Source organism: Paenibacillus sp. J22P218 (genome assembly GCF_056269195.1).
The window spans coordinates 672909-689140 of the sequence record NZ_JBWDNL010000003.1 but is presented as its reverse complement, the minus strand read 5'-3'; the positions used below and the strand labels follow the sequence as shown (position 1 = coordinate 689140).

12 protein-coding genes are annotated in these 16232 nt (G+C 52.2%); 10 read left to right on the top strand and 2 right to left on the bottom strand.

What is annotated here, in order from left to right; genetic code table 11:
• The first annotated feature begins 168 nt into the window (after nt 1-168).
• The 7 genes from AC0YN0_RS17710 (at nt 169) to AC0YN0_RS17680 (ending at nt 8756) form a co-directional block, all read left to right on the top strand.
• Nucleotides 169-1125, top strand: coding sequence for an ABC transporter permease (locus tag AC0YN0_RS17710; protein ID WP_475822528.1), 957 nt, complete (start codon nt 169-171; stop codon nt 1123-1125).
• Nucleotides 1126-1137: 12 nt separating this feature from the next.
• On the top strand, nt 1138-2013 hold the full coding sequence (locus AC0YN0_RS17705; protein ID WP_475822436.1) for a carbohydrate ABC transporter permease: 876 nt from the start codon (nt 1138-1140) through the stop codon (nt 2011-2013).
• A 105-nt stretch (nt 2014-2118) separates the two neighbouring features.
• Nucleotides 2119-3657, top strand: a complete 1539-nt coding sequence (locus AC0YN0_RS17700) for an extracellular solute-binding protein (RefSeq protein WP_475822435.1) — start codon at nt 2119-2121, stop codon at nt 3655-3657.
• Between the two features lie 72 nt (nt 3658-3729).
• Nucleotides 3730-4992, top strand: coding sequence for an FAD-dependent oxidoreductase (locus AC0YN0_RS17695; protein ID WP_475822434.1), 1263 nt, complete (start codon nt 3730-3732; stop codon nt 4990-4992).
• A 39-nt stretch (nt 4993-5031) separates the two neighbouring features.
• Nucleotides 5032-6663, top strand: a complete 1632-nt coding sequence (locus AC0YN0_RS17690) for a response regulator (protein ID WP_475822433.1) — start codon at nt 5032-5034, stop codon at nt 6661-6663.
• Complete coding sequence (locus tag AC0YN0_RS17685) at nt 6656-8536, top strand: cache domain-containing sensor histidine kinase (RefSeq protein ID WP_475822432.1); 1881 nt, start codon at nt 6656-6658, stop codon at nt 8534-8536. The genes AC0YN0_RS17690 and AC0YN0_RS17685 overlap by 8 nt, the downstream gene beginning before the upstream one ends.
• Before the next feature lie 67 nt (nt 8537-8603).
• Nucleotides 8604-8756: an NINE protein gene (locus AC0YN0_RS17680; RefSeq protein ID WP_475822527.1), complete on the top strand. Its 153-nt coding sequence runs from the start codon at nt 8604-8606 to the stop codon at nt 8754-8756.
• 127 nt (nt 8757-8883) lie between these two features.
• Here AC0YN0_RS17680 and AC0YN0_RS17675 read toward each other — a convergent pair whose 3' ends face one another.
• Entirely contained in the window at nt 8884-9288 is a 405-nt protein-coding gene (locus AC0YN0_RS17675; RefSeq protein WP_475822526.1) for a CHRD domain-containing protein, read from the bottom strand.
• 169 nt (nt 9289-9457) lie between these two features.
• Between AC0YN0_RS17675 and AC0YN0_RS17670 the strand changes: the two genes are divergently transcribed.
• Nucleotides 9458-10057, top strand: coding sequence for a carbohydrate-binding family 9-like protein (locus AC0YN0_RS17670; protein ID WP_475822431.1), 600 nt, complete (start codon nt 9458-9460; stop codon nt 10055-10057).
• 199 nt (nt 10058-10256) lie between these two features.
• Nucleotides 10257-10700 carry a GlcG/HbpS family heme-binding protein gene (locus AC0YN0_RS17665; protein WP_475822430.1) on the top strand — a complete coding sequence of 148 codons (444 nt, stop codon included), beginning with the start codon at nt 10257-10259 and terminating at the stop codon, nt 10698-10700.
• Between the two features lie 243 nt (nt 10701-10943).
• Here AC0YN0_RS17665 and helD read toward each other — a convergent pair whose 3' ends face one another.
• Nucleotides 10944-13343, bottom strand: a complete 2400-nt coding sequence (gene helD, locus AC0YN0_RS17660) for an RNA polymerase recycling motor HelD (RefSeq protein ID WP_475822429.1) — start codon at nt 13341-13343, stop codon at nt 10944-10946.
• A 231-nt stretch (nt 13344-13574) separates the two neighbouring features.
• Here helD and AC0YN0_RS17655 point away from each other — a divergent pair, with 231 nt between their 5' ends.
• Nucleotides 13575-16115: a GH39 family glycosyl hydrolase gene (locus tag AC0YN0_RS17655; protein WP_475822428.1), complete on the top strand. Its 2541-nt coding sequence runs from the start codon at nt 13575-13577 to the stop codon at nt 16113-16115.
• Nucleotides 16116-16232: the final 117 nt, after the last annotated feature.

Sequence of the window (16232 nt, the reverse complement as noted above, 5' to 3'; positions counted from 1 at the left end):
TGATAACCCCGACCATCTAAGGTCGGGGTTATTTTTATTTGAAACCTTTATGCGTGTGAAAATCAAATTATTAATCTCTATAGAATTCGACCATAAATCAAAGGATTGTCTTCTACTCAGCTTTAGGCTCGTTCTTTACAATGAAGACACGACAGAGAAAAGAAGGTGATGAGGTTGAGTAAAGCAAGCACGATGCAGGCCTCGGGAAGACCGAACAAGAGCGGTCGCCGATGGAAGCTGATCCGTGGCAATCTCGATATGTATGCGTTGCTAATTCCGGGGATTATCTTCCTGCTATTGTTCAAATATACGCCGATGTACGGCGTCGTGATCGCGTTCCAGGACTTTAATATTTTCGGCGGCATATCAGGCAGCGAGTGGGTTGGGCTGCAGCAGTTCGAGAAGCTCATGCACTCCGATGAGTTCATGCAGGTGCTTTTCAATACGCTGCTGATCAGCTTGTACAAGATTACGATTTTGTTCCCGATACCAATCGTCATCGCTTTGCTGCTGAACGAAGTGCGGCGAATGTTTTTCAAGCGGACGATCCAGACGATCATTTATTTGCCCCACTTTCTATCGTGGGTCATTATATCGGGGTTATTCGTGAACATCCTGTCGCCATCGGGCGGTATCGTCAATGAGATTATTCGATCCTTCGGCGGGGAACCGATATCGTTTCTGACTGACAACAACTTCTTCCGCAGCATCGTCGTCTTCACGGCAGGCTGGAAGGAGATCGGGTGGAATGCGATCGTGTTCATTGCCGCTATCGCGGGCATTGAGCAAGAACAGTATGAAGCGGCAGCAATCGACGGAGCGGGGCGTATCCGGCAAATGTTCTCGATCACGCTTCCCGGCATTCTGCCTACGATCATGCTTATGCTTATCCTTCGAATCGGCAGTCTCTTGGAGGCTGGAACGGAGCAGATCTTAACGATGTACAATCCGCTCGTTTATGAGAGCGGCGACGTTATTGGCACGTTCGTGTACCGCTTAGGCTTGGGGCAGCAGGATTACAGCTTCAGCACGGCGGTCGGTTTATTCAATTCCGCGGTCGGCTTCTTGCTAATCGTGATCGGCAATATGCTCAGCCGCAAATTTTTGCAGAGAAGCATTTGGTAAGGGGGAGATAACATGCGAGGCAAAAAATTCGGAGACTACGCGCTGGACAGCGGCATTTATCTCGTTCTGACCTTAATGGGTCTCATGACGCTGCTGCCGTTCGCCAACGTATTGTCCAAGGCGATCAGCGAGGAGTGGGCGATTGTAGCGGGCAAAGTCGGGATATTCCCGAAGGGCTTCCAGCTGGATACGATGAAGTTCGTCATCACTAACAATCAATTTCTTCATTCTTTGTTTATTTCGGCACTGGTTGCCGTAGTCGGAACGCTGGCGTCGCTGCTCATTACGGCGATGACGGCTTATCCGTTGTCGAAGCGGGAGCTTCCCGGCATGGGCATTATCATTGTGTTGTTCATCTTCACGATGATGTTCAGCGGCGGTATTATTCCTAACTACCTGCTTATCCGCGAGCTGAACTTAATCAACAGCTTGGGCTCGCTCATCCTGCCGGCGTTAGTTAGCGTGTTCAACATGCTCGTTATCAAAAGCTATTTCGAGAGTCTGCCCGCCAGCCTAGAGGAATCCGCAAAGCTTGAAGGCGCGAGCAACTTCACGATCCTGTTTCGCATCATCTTGCCGCTGAGCGGTCCCGTACTGGCAACGATCGGACTGTTCTATGCGGTCTATTATTGGAACGATTATTTTAATCCGATGCTCTACATCAACAGTTCGTCGCTGAAGCCGCTTCAGCTGTATTTGCAAGACATTGTCATGAATGCGGATACGTCCTCGGCGCTTAACAAGAGTGCGGACGATCTCATGAACGTGCCGGCGGAAGGGGTCAGATCGGCAACGGTCATTGCGTCTACGATTCCGATTTTGCTGGTGTACCCGTTCCTCCAGAAGTATTTTATCAAAGGCGTATTAATCGGTTCGGTCAAGGGTTGAGTGGTGTTGGCGCCAAGCGTGCGTTAACTTGTTCGGAATGAGAGTGAATCTGCCTAGCATTTCTGGACAATTAATGATAAATAATACATTCAGGAGGGTCACGTTATGAAAAAGGGTCTAAAAGGGGTCATGATTTCGCTGGCTGCTGTGCTAATGGTAAGCGCTCTGGCAGCCTGCTCGTCCGGTAATGGCAGTGGCAATGAGAATAACGGCAAATCAGGCAATGAAGGCAACCAAGCCGCATCCGGTCCGTCGTCGGTGAAGCTGAAACGGCTTAACGTTTGGCAAAATGAAGACTACAACACATACCCTGTAGCGAAGCTGCTGGAAGAGAAAACGGGCTACAAGGTGCAGTATGATATGCTTCCGCAAGACAAGTGGGCAGAGAAGCTGAATTTGATTATGGCTTCCGGCGAGGGCTATGACCTCGTTACTTCCTACAGCGACATGGCTTTATATTCGGATTATGCGCAAAAAGGGGCGCTTGTCGATCTGACGCCGCTTATTGAAGAGTTCGGCCCTAATATCAAAAATGCGATTTCGCAGCAGTCGATGGACGCGCTTAAGGTTGACGGCAAGCTGTATGCGATTCCGACTTCCATTACGTATCCGGTGAACGCCAGTATTCTGATCCGCACGGATTGGTTGGAAGCGTTGAATCTGCAAATGCCTACGACAACGGATGAATTGACCGCTGTTCTGAAAGCGTTTAAGGAGAAAGATCCAGGCGGCAACGGCGAATATAACGTACCGCTGACGATCCGCGGCGATCTTCCGATGCTCGACAATATCGTAGGCGCTTTCGGCCTGCCGAATACATGGAATGACGTCGACGGTCAGCTTGTTCCAAGGGTGCTCGATCCGTCCTACAAGGATTACATTACTTATATGGCTGATCTCTACAAGCAAGGTCTGCTCGACAAAGAATTCGTAGCGAACAAGGATGCAACGGCGAAAGAGAAGTTCGCGGGCGGCAAAGCTGGAGCGATCATCGTCCACTGGGCCGATATCCCGACGATCTCCGATACGATGACGAAAAACTTGCCTGATGCGAAGTTTTCCTTTATTCCGGCTTTGAAAGGTCCGGCAGGAGAGGCCGGCTTCGCGGCGAACGCGGGCTTCGACCGCTTAACGTTCATTCCGAAGGCATCCGAGCATCCCGAGGATGCGATCAAATGGATCAACGCAAGCTTGGAAGAGGAGACATTCAAGACGATGGCTATCGGTGTGGAAGGTACGCACTATACGGTTGAAGATGGCGCGTACACGCCGATCCTTCCCATCTTCACGGATGAGCGCAACTTGGCAAACAACTACATGGCCGGAACGGATGAGGAGAAATATCCGCAATACTGGCAAGCGCGCGTCCGCAAAAACCCGGTCATGTTCGAAGCGTTCGACTTTATCAATAATAAACAATCGGATGATGTGAAAATTCAGAACAAGCTTGGCGTGGCGCCGTATATGCCAACTTACTCGAAGAACAACATGCAGCTGGAATCGATGGTTGGCGATTATACGATTAAATTGATCGCTGGCGCAGAAACGCTGGACGGATTGGAAGCATTCCAAGCGAAATATAAGGCAGCAGGAGCGGAAGCGAGCTCGAAGGAAATCAACGACTGGTATGTTACGACGAAATAATGGGATAAGCGGCGGCGGTCAGGGAGAGCGCTCGCCGCTTCCTTCATTCCAATGACATGGGGAGAGATTATAATGAACAACGTGAATTATGCATTCGAACGCAAGGTTGAAACGCATGCGCATGCGGACGTAATCGTTATCGGGGGCGGGCCTGCGGGTACGGCTGCTGCTATTGCCGCAGCACGCTACGGCAAGAAGGTTATCGTGCTGGAGAAGTCGGCGCAGCTTGGCGGCATGGGTACGCTCGCTAACGTCAGCATCTTCATGCCTGTCGGCAACGTAACCGGCATCTACCGCGAGATTATATCGGAGATCTTGGCAGATTATTTACCGAAGGGCCATGATGAGTCGATCGCTCCTCAATATTCGCCGTTTATTGTGCGTCAATATTTGAACGAGAAAATGAAGAAGGAACAGGTGCAGGTGAACTTTCACTGCGAATTCGTGGGAACGATTCGGGAAGGCAGCCGAATCCGCGCGGTTATCGTATCGACTCGCGAGGGGCTGCGGGCATTCGAAGCGGAGCGGTTCATCGATTGCACGGGCGATGCGCGGGTAGCGATCGATGCTGGCGTTCCTTATCACACGGGCAGGGAAGAGGACGGCCTGACGCAGCCGATGACGCTTATGTTCACGATGCAAAATACGGGCAAGCCCGTAACGCCGATCCTGCCGGAAGGCTGCTACCGTTATGAAGACGTATCCGATTTGCCGCAGGGGCGGAGACTGTACTGGGAGCAAAATGACGATGGCGTGCTTCTGGTTAATATGTCGCGCGTGAAGGCGAACGGCGCTAAAATAGAAGAAGTTAATTACGCGGAGACAGAGGCGCTTCGGCAAGTGTACTCGATCGCCCATTATTTGCAGAGAACGGGATTCGAGAATTATGCGATTTCCCATATTGCTCCGCAGACAGGCGTCAGGGAGACGAACCAAATCGAAGGGCTGTATACGCTGAACGAGCATGACGTCGTGTCCGGGACCAGATTCGCGGATGCGGTCGCGCAGACGAATTACGAGATCGACATTCATAGTCCCGATGCCAAGAAAACGACGGATGAGCGCAAGATTAGCGGGTACGATATTCCATACCGCTGCATGGTGCCTGCCGCAATCGACAATCTGCTCGTAGCGGGCAGAGCGATCGCCGCGACGCATGTCGCGATGTCCTCGATGCGCGTGCAAGCGACTTGTTATGCGCTGGGCCAGGCCGCTGGTGTTGCGGCTGCTGTATCGTTGGATAGCGAAGAGGCTGAGGCGGCTATGAGAGACGTTTCAATGGATAAGCTGCATGCTATTTTGGAACAGCAAGGGGTTAAGTTCATCGGCAAGTAAAGCTGTCAGCGTGAAATACGAGGGAAGGAGGACAGAGCGATGTATAAATTGCTAATCGTTGACGACGAACCGACGGTCAGAACGGGCTTACGCTCCTATTTCAACTGGACGTCCTACGGGATCGAAGTAATGGGAGAGGCAGATGACGGGGATGTCGCGCTGGAGATGATCGGGAGGGAGCAGCCCGATCTGATCCTGACGGATGTTCGGATGCCGAATATGGACGGCATCACGCTGTCGCGGCAAATTGCGGAGCGCTATCCGGCATGCAAAATTATCTTTGTGAGCGGCCACGACGATGCCGATTATTTGAAGTCGGCGATGAAGGTTAGCGCCGTTGATTATATTTTTAAGCCGGTTAATCTGCAGGAGCTTAGCGCGGTCATTGAGCGGGTAGTAGCCGAGCTGGATGCCGAGCGGGCGGAGCAGCTTCATAAGCAGGAGCTGCTCGAGAAGCTGAAAGAGGGCATGCCGCTGCTGCGCGAGAAGTTTCTGCTGTCGCTGATCGGGAATGGCATCCCGCATGCGGAGCTTGGCGAGCGGATCGATTTTCTTGGCTTGCGGTTACCCGTGAGGGCCTGTTATTGGGTCATTGTTATCTCCGTTGACGACCTTGCGGACGTAATGGGCAGCCGCACCGAACGGGATCGCCAATTGCTTTGGTATGGGGTTCTGAATATATGTCAGGAGCTGATCGATACGTACGTTGGCGGGTATGTGATCGAGCATCGTGGCGGCGAGTTCGTTGGCATCCTGCGTGCGGAGGGCGAGCTTGCTTCGGATGCATCGGAGGCGTTGTTCGCGCTTGCCGGGGATATTCGCGGCAATCTGGAGCGTTACTTGAAGATTGGCGTTACGATTGGCATGAGCGATCGCGTCTCAGCTCTGTCCGATCTGAACTCCGCGTATAGGCAAGCGCGCGAAGCAGCCGACCATAAATGGTATTTGGGCAAAAACCGCATCATTACGATGGATAGCTTGGAGAGCTCGATGTCGGATACGGGCGGTATCAGTAAATACGATCTCGTTCATAACGAGCAGCTCGTATCGGCTTTGAAAGCAGCTGAGGGCGACCGGCTGCGCGAGGTGCTAGGCCTCATTTTCAGCGAACTGGGCCGTAACCGGCGGGACGGTCTGAAATACGGGCTTAACGTCTGCCAGCAGCTAGTCCTTACCGTGGGGCAGCTGCTCATGGAGCTGAGCGTACAGTCACCGGAGCTGGAGCAGGCGGAAGCATCCTTATGGAAAGCGTTATCCGACAAGGAAACGCTGGGCGAGATGCGCCAGCTGCTTGAAGCTTATTTGCTCGCGGCATGCGAGCGAATTGGCGAGAAGCGGACGGGCAAGGTAGCGAACCTAGTGGAGCGGGTGCGAGCCGTCATCGAGCAGAACTATGCGAACGGCGACTTGACCGCGGCCGATATCGGCAAGGCGGTGTTTCTAACGCCGACCTATGTAAGTCTGTTATTTAAACAGGAGACGGGGCAGACGGTCGGCGAGTATTTGACGCAGGTGCGCATCGACAAGGCGAAAGAGCTGCTTCGTGATCCGCAATATAAATCTTATGATATATGCCATGCGATCGGCTATACCGACCCGAGCTATTTCACAAAGCTGTTCAAGAAGGCGACCGGCGTGACGCCGAGCGTGTATAGGGACAACTATGTATAGAAACCGCAGGTCTGTCAAAAGGGAAAGCGGCGGGAGTGAAACGGCGGGACCGATCCGACGCTTTGCTCACCGCCTTTCGATTCCCCGCCCTTGGCTTATTGCTTATCTGCTTCTGATCGTCGTTCCGGCCGCCGTCTTTCTGTACGGCTATTACGAGCGTTCGGCTGCCATTCTAAAGAGTGAAATCGTGCGGACAACCCAGCAGGCGCTGAAGCAAGCGGGCAGCAATCTTGCTTATCGGCTGGAGCATATCGAGGATATTAGCAATGCCGCTTTCATGAATACGAACCTCCATTCCTACCTTTCTGAGAGAACGGATAATGCTTCGATCGGCATTCAGATGCAGGTAATCAAGGATTTAAGGTATTTGGTCGATACCGTGCAGTCCAATTCCGACGTATTCCATGTGCGCTTGTTCGTGAACAAGTCGAAGCTGTATGCTGGCGAGCGAATCAATTTTTTTACGTTGGACAGCTTGAAGGAGCGGCCTTGGTATGACGGCATTATCGAAGGCAACGGCGGCATCGTGTGGACAGGGGCGTACGAGGAAACGTACTTAGAAGCGGGCAACGCCCGCATCTTCTCCTCTGCCCGTATGCTGAGGGATCCGGATCACTATGACAACGTGTCAGGCGTGCTCATGATCGATGTGAAGGAAAGCTTGGTGTCGAATATATTATCGGCGCTGCAATTTGCGCCGGGTACGCAAGTGTATCTCGTGGATGAGGCAGGAGCTATCGTCTATCATCCTGATCGGGAGAAGATCGGGACTTCGATTGATGCTGCCATCGAGGGCGTATTAAAGCAAGGAGACGAGGGCAGCAGCACGCTGAAGCTCGATGGGGAAGCCAATGACGTCATGTTCACGACGCTGAACCCAACCGGCTGGAAGCTGGTTGCGCAGGGTACCGAATCGCAGCTGTCGCCTCAAGCGCTGAAGCTGACGCAGCGTTCGGAGTGGACGTCGCTTCTTGAATACGTCGCGCTGTTTCTTATTCTGCCGTTCGTGCTGCTCGCTATTATCGTGCGCGGGATGAATCGCCGGGTGAATCATGTCATTACCGTTATTCGCAAGGAGGGGTCGGAGAGCCTGAACGAGCTGTCGCCTGTTAACGGCGATTTCCATATGCTCGAGCGCAGCGTCGACCATCTCATTCTTCGCGTGCGAACGCTTGTCGAAGAGAAGTACAAAGCTCAGATCCATGAGCGGGAGGCGCAGCTTCAGGCGCTTCAAGCTCAGATTAACCCGCACTTCTTGTACAATACGCTCGATACGATCAATTGGATCGCGATCGGCAAGGGCGCGACCGATATTAGCGGGATGATCGACAGCTTGGCAAAATATTTCCGGTTAAGTCTCAATAAAGGCAAAAACATCGTCAGCGTGGAAGATGAGCTACGTCTGGCGGAGGTGTATCTGGAAATTCAGCAAAGCCGGTTCCCGGATACGTTCGAATTCAAGCTGGAACTGGGGCCAGGAGTGGAAGAGCATCAAATGCCGAAGCTGATCCTGCAGCCGATCGTTGAGAACGCGCTGCTTCATGGCATCCGCAAGGCGAAGGGAAAGCGGGGTACGATCGTAATTTCCGCGAAGGAGGATAACGGCGATCTCCTCTTCACGGTATCCGATAACGGTATTGGCATGGAAGAGGAACGGGCGCGGCACCTTCTCACCGAACCGGCAGATCCGCAAAGCGAGAATAGCCTGGGCAGCGGAAGCTCCTACGGATTGTTCAACGTCAACGAACGTATTAAGCTGTATGCCGGAGACGATTACGGATTGTCTATAACGTCTCAGCTAGGTTTGGGTACGACGGTTTATGTGAGGCTTAAGGCTGGAGACGGAGCGGTGGAGTTGGATGGATATAGATAGGTAGTTGCGGGGAGCGCCCTTCAGGATGCTTTTTCGCCTGCGTTATTGTTTTGTATATTTCTAGGATATTTTTCACCGTTTTTACGTGGGCAAGATAGGTACGGCTATTTTGCAAATTATTACGATTGGCGGCTTTGGTATTTGGCTGCTTATTGATCACTGCAAACAAATCACTAAATCATATTTAATTACATATTTGCATGGTTGCGGGTTTATTTAACGTGATGAATGCAACAAAAAGGCACATCCTCGAGGGGATGTGCCTCAGACTGTCGAGAAAGTCACGACAGCCTGGCGAGCCGTTGGGCTCGTCTTTTTTTTGTTGTTCATGTTTGTATAGCGAAAAACTATACTTTTTTGACCTGACCGCGTATTTCTCCGTTCGGATTCTGGATCGTGTGCACATTCACATAAGCGTTGCCGGCATTAAACTCGGTAATTAAGTCAGCAATTGTTTGTCCGGTCAATGGTCCGATTAAATCCGCGTCCGTAAGAACGCCGCGAACGACACCCCGTCTGACGGAAATGCCGAACTTATTCGGTCCGAACAGGAAGGCAACAACGGGTCCGTTCACACCTTTTTGACCAAGATGAATGTGAGCTGCCGTGACTTTGGCGATATTGCGGACGACTAGCTGGAATCTGAGCTCGGTACCCGCACTGTTGAGACGGAAAAAAGCGGTTCCCGTTGCATTCGTCCGAACCGGCGGCACCTCGTTTCTTCCTAGTAGACAAGCTTTGTACGTTCTGATAAGACTTCACTCCTCTATACTCGTAATGCTATACACTATTCCGCAGATGAAGGATGGCTTGTTTATAAGTCTATGACTCTATGAAATATGTGAATTTTTACGAGAAGGGCAATCTAAACGATGGTATAATTAGGCATATTATGATGATACCGCCGAAGGGAGCAGGACGATGCGATATAACTGCAAGAAGGTAGAGGGAACGATTGAATCGGTGCAATGGACCGAGCTGGAGGCCGTTTCCCTTGTGCAAGTGGTGGATGGGGAACAAGCGCGACTGCGCACGACGGTTAAGGCGTGCTGGTCGCAGGAAGCGATCATGGTTCGTTTCGATTGCGAGGACGACCATGTTGTATCGACGATGACGGAGAGGGATGCGCCTCTGTATCAAGAGGATGTTGTAGAAATCTTTCTCGATGATACCGCCCAAGGCCAGCTGTACAGGGAATTTGTCGTCAGCCCTAACAACGTCGTGTATGACGCGTTGATCGGCAATGACGGTGAAGGGAATATCGATGTCAACAAGCAGTGGGATGCGGACGGATTGCGTACAACCGTCGTATCTGGGGATGATGGAGCTTGGGCATGCGAGCTGTATATCCCGTTGTCGAACTTCGACTATATGCCGGCCGTTGGCGCGGAGTGGCGCTGTAACATGTACCGGATCGACGATGATAAGCAAGGCAACCGCCACTTCTGGGCATGGTCGCCGACAGGCGCGATCCACTTCCATTTATCAAAGCATTTCGGTACGTTAGTATTTGTGGAGTAGAATATAGGATAGCCGTACGATAAAACCACACTATAGAGGACGGCGATAGCCGTTTACGCTTGATTCAAAGAATCATGCCGGATCAGAGATTTTATGGAGCAAATGACGCTCACCTTTCTGGGGCAATGACCATATCATGCAGTTAGAATGACGGTGCATGTTGCATCGTGCTGAGCTTCATAACAAGGAGTTGTGTGATATGGTCAGAATGACATTGGATATTGCAAAGCGATTGACTGAGGTCGCGGAGCAAAAAGGGCGGCAAATGGGGCTTAACTGTGATATTGCAATCGTCGATGAAGGCGCGAATCTGATCATGTTTCACCGTATGGACAATGCAAGAATCGCTGGTATTAATATTTCACAGAACAAGGCTTGGACGAGTGTGGCGATGCAGATGCCGACAGCTAATCTAGCGCAATCCGCTCTCCCAGGCGGTCCTACGTTTGGGATTAATACAACCAACGAAGGTAGACTCGTGATTCTCGGCGGGGGGATTCCTTTGATCGGCGAAGGGAGAATTGTCGGGGGGATCGGCGTCAGCGGGGGCACGAGCGCCCAAGATATTGAAGTGGCTTCTGCTGCTGTCTACGCTTTCGAGAGCATGTTGAAGGCGAATGGAATGGGACGCTATACGTATTAGAATTAGTTATGAAGCACCGTGTCAGCAGTATCATTGATTCTGTTGCACGGGGTAGTACCGACGCAGAATTGAATTTATGGAGGATTTGTGAGTCGGTACTTACACAAAATCGGCAAAATGGGTAAAAGTAATAGCTAGCTTGTTGGAAGAATGCTCTATAGTCAGCCAGTCCAGTAAACCAGACAATAAGAAAGGCTCTTGGAGCGCGAATCGCGGTCCAAGGGCCTTTTTTGTTCATGCCTGTTATACCAAGCCTGGATTGCCGGCGGTCGCAGCCACTTCCCGCACGTCGACTCGGACGTAAGTGTCGTCCGGCTGCGAAGCGGCGAACGGCGTCGGCTCGCCGATGGCGTAAATGTGGAGCAGGTGCATCGCGCGCGTGCATGCCGTATAGAACAGCTTGCGTTCGCTCTCGCGGGAGTACTGCTTCTTGGAGCCGTTATAAATAAGGACGGCGTCGAATTCCACGCCCTTCGCCAAGTAAGCGGGAATAATATGGACGCCTTTCTCGAAGTTCGGCGTCGTCTTCTTAATGAGCCTTGGCGCAACACGCAGCAAATCTTTAAGCACCTTAAAGGCTGCCTCGCTTTCCTTGGCCGTCTTGCATATGATCGCGACGGATTCATACCCTTGGTCGATTAACTTATGAACATCGGCAGCCAGCGACTCGTGCAGAATCGAACGTTCCTTCACAAGCGTGACGGCAGGTTTCTCTCCGCTGCGGTTGAATGGCACGATATGTTCGCCGCCCGGCACCATGCCGCGCGTGAACTGAACGATCTCCTGCGTCGAGCGATAGCTGCGAGTGAGCGAGATCAGCTCCGTCTGCTCGGGTCCATACAGCGCGTAAAGCGGTCCTGCATCCTGCAAGGCGGAGGAGTGGGCGTAGATCGCTTGATTGAAGTCGCCCAGCGCCGTCATCTTCGCCCGCGGGAATAACCGCCGCAGGAAGGCGAGCTGGAACGGCGAGTAATCTTGCGCTTCATCGATGAATACGTACCGGATGCCGTTGTTCGAGTGGAAGCCGAGCATCAGCTCGCGCAAGTACAAGTAAGGCGTGGAATCCTCATAAGCCAGCTCGCCCTCTTTAATGCGATTAATCGTTTGGCTGCTTAATTCATGCCAGCGAGGCGGCAATGACACATCGCCAACTAAGCGGCTCGCAAGTGAATGATTGCGGAACAGCTCGCAGTAGAGGCTGGTCGTATCGACGAAACGAAGCGCCTTAACCCACTTGCGAAGCGGCTTCAGCTTGCTGCTCACGACCATGCGGGCCATAATGTCCCGTTCGCTCATCGCATTATCCGATGAGGATGGATCCTCGTCGCCGCCCGTCAGGGCTAGATACCGTTCATACGCCTGCTGATACTGATCCTGATCGAGCAATTCGATTTGCTCCTCGACCCATAACTCTCCATACTGCTCCTTGCCATGCTTGGCAACAGCCTTGAGCACCCAGTCGCGCAGCAGCGCGAGACGGTTCGCCAGCGTGATCGATGCGTCGTAGCTATAAAATTTTCCTTTCAATTGACTTGCGGTAATGACCGCTTTGCCGCGGAACGGAATGGATTTGAAGATCATTCCTTCCTGCAGGAGCAATTCCTTATAGGAAGTAATTAATTGCATGAATTGATCGGAAGACTTGAATTGGATGCCTTCCATGCGGGCATCGTAGCCCGGCTCGGATGCCGACGAGAGCACGTATTCGAGCTGCTCGAACGGATCCTCCAGTTTGAACTCGTGGCCGAGCCGGCGCTCCAAGTATTCCTGGAATGTTGCCTGCACCATGTTCTCCTCGCCGAGCTCCGGCAATACGGTGGACACATAACTATTGAACATCGGGTTCGGCGAAAATAAAACGACCTGATCGGCGCTGATCTGCCCGCGATATTTGTAGAGCAAATAAGCGACGCGCTGAAGGGCGGCCGATGTCTTGCCGCTGCCCGCTGCCCCTTGGACGATGAGAAGCTGGCTGCGGTCATCGCGAATAATGCGGTTCTGCTCCTTCTGAATCGTCCCGACGATGCTCTTCATCTGGCTATCTGCGCTGCGGCTCAGAACGGCTTGCAGCAATTCATCTCCGATCGTTATGCCCGTATCGAACATGAACCGGATGTTTCCGTCGCGAATGCCGAATTGCCTTTTGAGCGTAAGCTCGCCTTCGATCTCGCTGTTTAAGCTGCGATAGGAAGCAGGGCCGGGTGTACTGTCATAATATAGATTCGAGATTGGCGCACGCCAATCGTAGATTAGAAATTCGTTGTCGTCCTTATCAAGCAGGGACGCAATGCCCAAGTAGATACGCTCCGGCTCGCTTCCATGCTCGGCGAAGTCGATTCGGCCGAAGTACGGCGACTGCAGCAGCTTGCGAAGCTTCTTAATTTCTACCGCCGTATTTTTGTGCCGATGCTCCCTCTCGAACAATACCTCGGATTGCTGCCGCATACTAATGGACGTTTCCCCAAGGTCAACCTCTTCCATAAAGTTCATCGTGACCTCATCCCAGAACTCGCGCCGCATTTCTACGACGTCTTTGCGCACGAAGCCGACTTCCTCCTCGATTTTGGCGATCCGCTCTTCGATGATGGACGTAATCTCGTCGACTCTCTGCTGCTCGCTAGCCCAGTCTTGCTCTTTGCTCAATGAAGCCACGCTCCTAACCTTGCTATTAATGATAATTAATGATGGATGAATGATATTTGTATATCAGGATATGCTCATTATTTGCTAAATGGCCGTATACCGCCGTTCAACGAGTCTATCTTATTGTTTCCACAAAATCAACCAAAGCGCGAGGTGACTATTACATGCCGCGCGGAAATAAGTGTATACTCCCATTATAACGAGCATTCGGGATAAAAGGAGCGGTTTGAGGTGCGCAACGCGATGTACGAGCTGGTGGAGACGGACGACAGCCTGCCGTTTGACGTGTCCTTGCACAGCGTTAATTTCGTGCCCGGCCATTGGCATACGAGCATCGAGATTATTTTCGTGCTTAGGGGCACGCTCGAGGTGACGGTGGGGAACGAGACGAGGACGCTTGGCGAAGGCGACGTGCTTCTTATTAATCAATGCCATGTGCACGAGGTCATCGGTTTCGATACGAATATTATCGCTACTTTCCTCATACCGGTCAGTTATGTGAAGGAGAAGCTCAATCGGTCGGAGGATATTGCGTTCGACTGCTACTCGGGTACGGCCGGCAAGGAACGGCGCGGCGCTTTGGATCGTATTCGCCGTTGTCTCGCGGAGATGGTACAGCTAAAGCATAAGAAGGGCGAGGTATACGAGCTCGATATGCAAATTCGGATGCTGGAAGTATTCTCGATCCTGCTCAAGCAATTCGGACTGCCGGGCGGAATAAACACAGGTGCGATGAACGAGAAGTACATGGAGCGTATGCTTCGCATCATTTCATATATAGACGATCATTATCGTGAGTCGATTACACTGCAAGCGCTGGCCGAGAGGGAGTTTTTGTCCGTTCCGTATTTGTCCAAATTTTTCGGCGACCATATCGGGCTGGGCTTTCAATCCTATCTGTCAAATGTCCGACTGAAGCATGCGGTAGTCGATTTGCTGGGCAGGGATGAGGCTTCTATCGCCGATATGGCGCTGGATCACGGCTTCCCGAATGCGAAGTCATTCTACGCGGCGTTCAAGAACAAATACGGCATGACCCCGAACGAATATCGCAAGCAGCACCGTCCAGATACGGGAGATCGCAAGGAGAAAACGTCGTCCAACTATTTGACGTTCAGCCAATCGAGCGCGCTCGGTATTATCCAGCATTATTTGCAGCGTAGTCCGGCGCAGCAGGCAGAGGACGTAATAGCTCTTGAAGCGGAGTATCATAAGATCGACGCGCTTGCGCCTGCAGCCCCGATTCGTCACACATGGCGCAATCTGATGACGATCGGCAAGGCGAAGGAGGGGCTTCATTCGGGCGTTCAGCAACAGCTTCGGGAGCTGCAGCGCAAATGTCCGTTCCGGTATTTGCGGTTTCACGGGATTTTCGACGACGCGATGATGGTGTATGCCGAAGATGAAACGGGGATCGCGCAATTCAATTTTCGATTGATCGACGAACTGTTCGACTTCTTGCTCTCTATCGGCTTGAAGCCGTTCGTCGAGCTTGGCTTTATGCCCTCCGCGATGGCGGCTAATCCGAACGAGACCATTTTTTATGTAAAAAGCTGCGTAAGCCCTCCTCGATCGGTAGCGCTATGGTGCGAGCTGATCGACCGATTCATCCGCCATTGCATGAATCGCTACGGGGCGGATGAGGTGGAGAGCTGGAAGTTCGAGTTCTGGAACGAGCCGGAATTCGATGCGTTCTGGCCGGGAACGATGGAGCAATACCGCGAGCTTTACGAGGGAACGTACAGGACGCTGAAGGCCATATCGCCGAGATTGGACATCGGGGCGCCGGGCAGAATTATTACGCTCGATTCAGGCGTTTTTATCACCGATGAATTTTTTGCTTTTTGCCGGGAGCGGGATTGCATGCCCGATTTTGTTCCGCTCCACTTCTACCCGCATGACGATCTGGGCAATGTCCTGCAAGCGGAGAAGATCGATGCTTTCAATAAGCTGGAGCCTTACCGCAAGCTATTGAAAGAGTTCGTAGGCATATCGGCGAATCCGAATTTTCTGAAGGACAGTCTTATTGAGGAGCAGAAGCTGCTGGCTAAGCACGGCTTGGCGGATGCCGAAATTTACTTAACGGAGTGGAACTCAACCGCCTATCACCGCGAGCTGACCAACGATACGACCTATAAGGCGGCCTATATCGTCAAAAACATCGTCGACAATCTCGATCGAATCGAAGGATTCGGCTACTGGCTGCTGAGCGACAATATCGAAGAAATGGCGGCGCCGCCGCAGCTGTTTCATGGCGGACTCGGCTTGGTCGCCCAATACGGGATTCCGAAGCCCGGTATGCTGGCATACGAGTTCCTTGCCAAGCTGGGGGACAGGCTCATCGCCAGGGGCGATCGATTTATGGTCACAGCGGGAAGAGGAGGTTATCAGTTGCTGACCTTCAATTACTGTCACTTCGACGATCTGTACGCGATGGGCGACATTTCGTTCATTGACCACTTGAACCGCTACAACGGCTTTAAAGACAACAAGACGGTGAAGCTCGAGATCGAATGGATGGGCCTGCCCGCCGGCAAATATAAGCAGGTAACGCGTTCAATCAGCCGCAAACGCGGAAGCAGCTTCGATCGTTGGGTGGAGATGGGTGCTCCGGATCCAATCAGCGCAGAGGATGCCGAGGACTTGATCGCCGGCGCGCGACCGCATAAGCTCCATCGTTATGTAGAGGTCGAGGAGGGGCAAAGCTACTCCTGCGTATCCGTTCTGGAGCCGCATGGCGTCGAGCTTATCGAGCTTATGCCGGTATGGTAAGGTAAGCCGCTATGTCGATATTTAAGGTCGAAAGGCTAGCCGGAGTGTAGCGCTTTCACAAAACACATTAAATAAAGACGCAAAAGTCTGCAAGCCGCCGCCTCTCCCGAGGGTGGC

Coding starts and splice junctions, on each gene's coding strand:
- AC0YN0_RS17710 (WP_475822528.1), top strand. CDS start 169: ATGAGGTTGAGTAAAGCAAGCACGATGCAGGCCTCGGGAAGACCGAAC.
- AC0YN0_RS17690 (WP_475822433.1), top strand. CDS start 5,032: ATGTATAAATTGCTAATCGTTGACGACGAACCGACGGTCAGAACGGGC.
- AC0YN0_RS17670 (WP_475822431.1), top strand. CDS start 9,458: ATGCGATATAACTGCAAGAAGGTAGAGGGAACGATTGAATCGGTGCAA.
- AC0YN0_RS17665 (WP_475822430.1), top strand. CDS start 10,257: ATGGTCAGAATGACATTGGATATTGCAAAGCGATTGACTGAGGTCGCG.
- AC0YN0_RS17700 (WP_475822435.1), top strand. CDS start 2,119: ATGAAAAAGGGTCTAAAAGGGGTCATGATTTCGCTGGCTGCTGTGCTA.
- AC0YN0_RS17685 (WP_475822432.1), top strand. CDS start 6,656: ATGTATAGAAACCGCAGGTCTGTCAAAAGGGAAAGCGGCGGGAGTGAA.
- AC0YN0_RS17695 (WP_475822434.1), top strand. CDS start 3,730: ATGAACAACGTGAATTATGCATTCGAACGCAAGGTTGAAACGCATGCG.
- AC0YN0_RS17705 (WP_475822436.1), top strand. CDS start 1,138: ATGCGAGGCAAAAAATTCGGAGACTACGCGCTGGACAGCGGCATTTAT.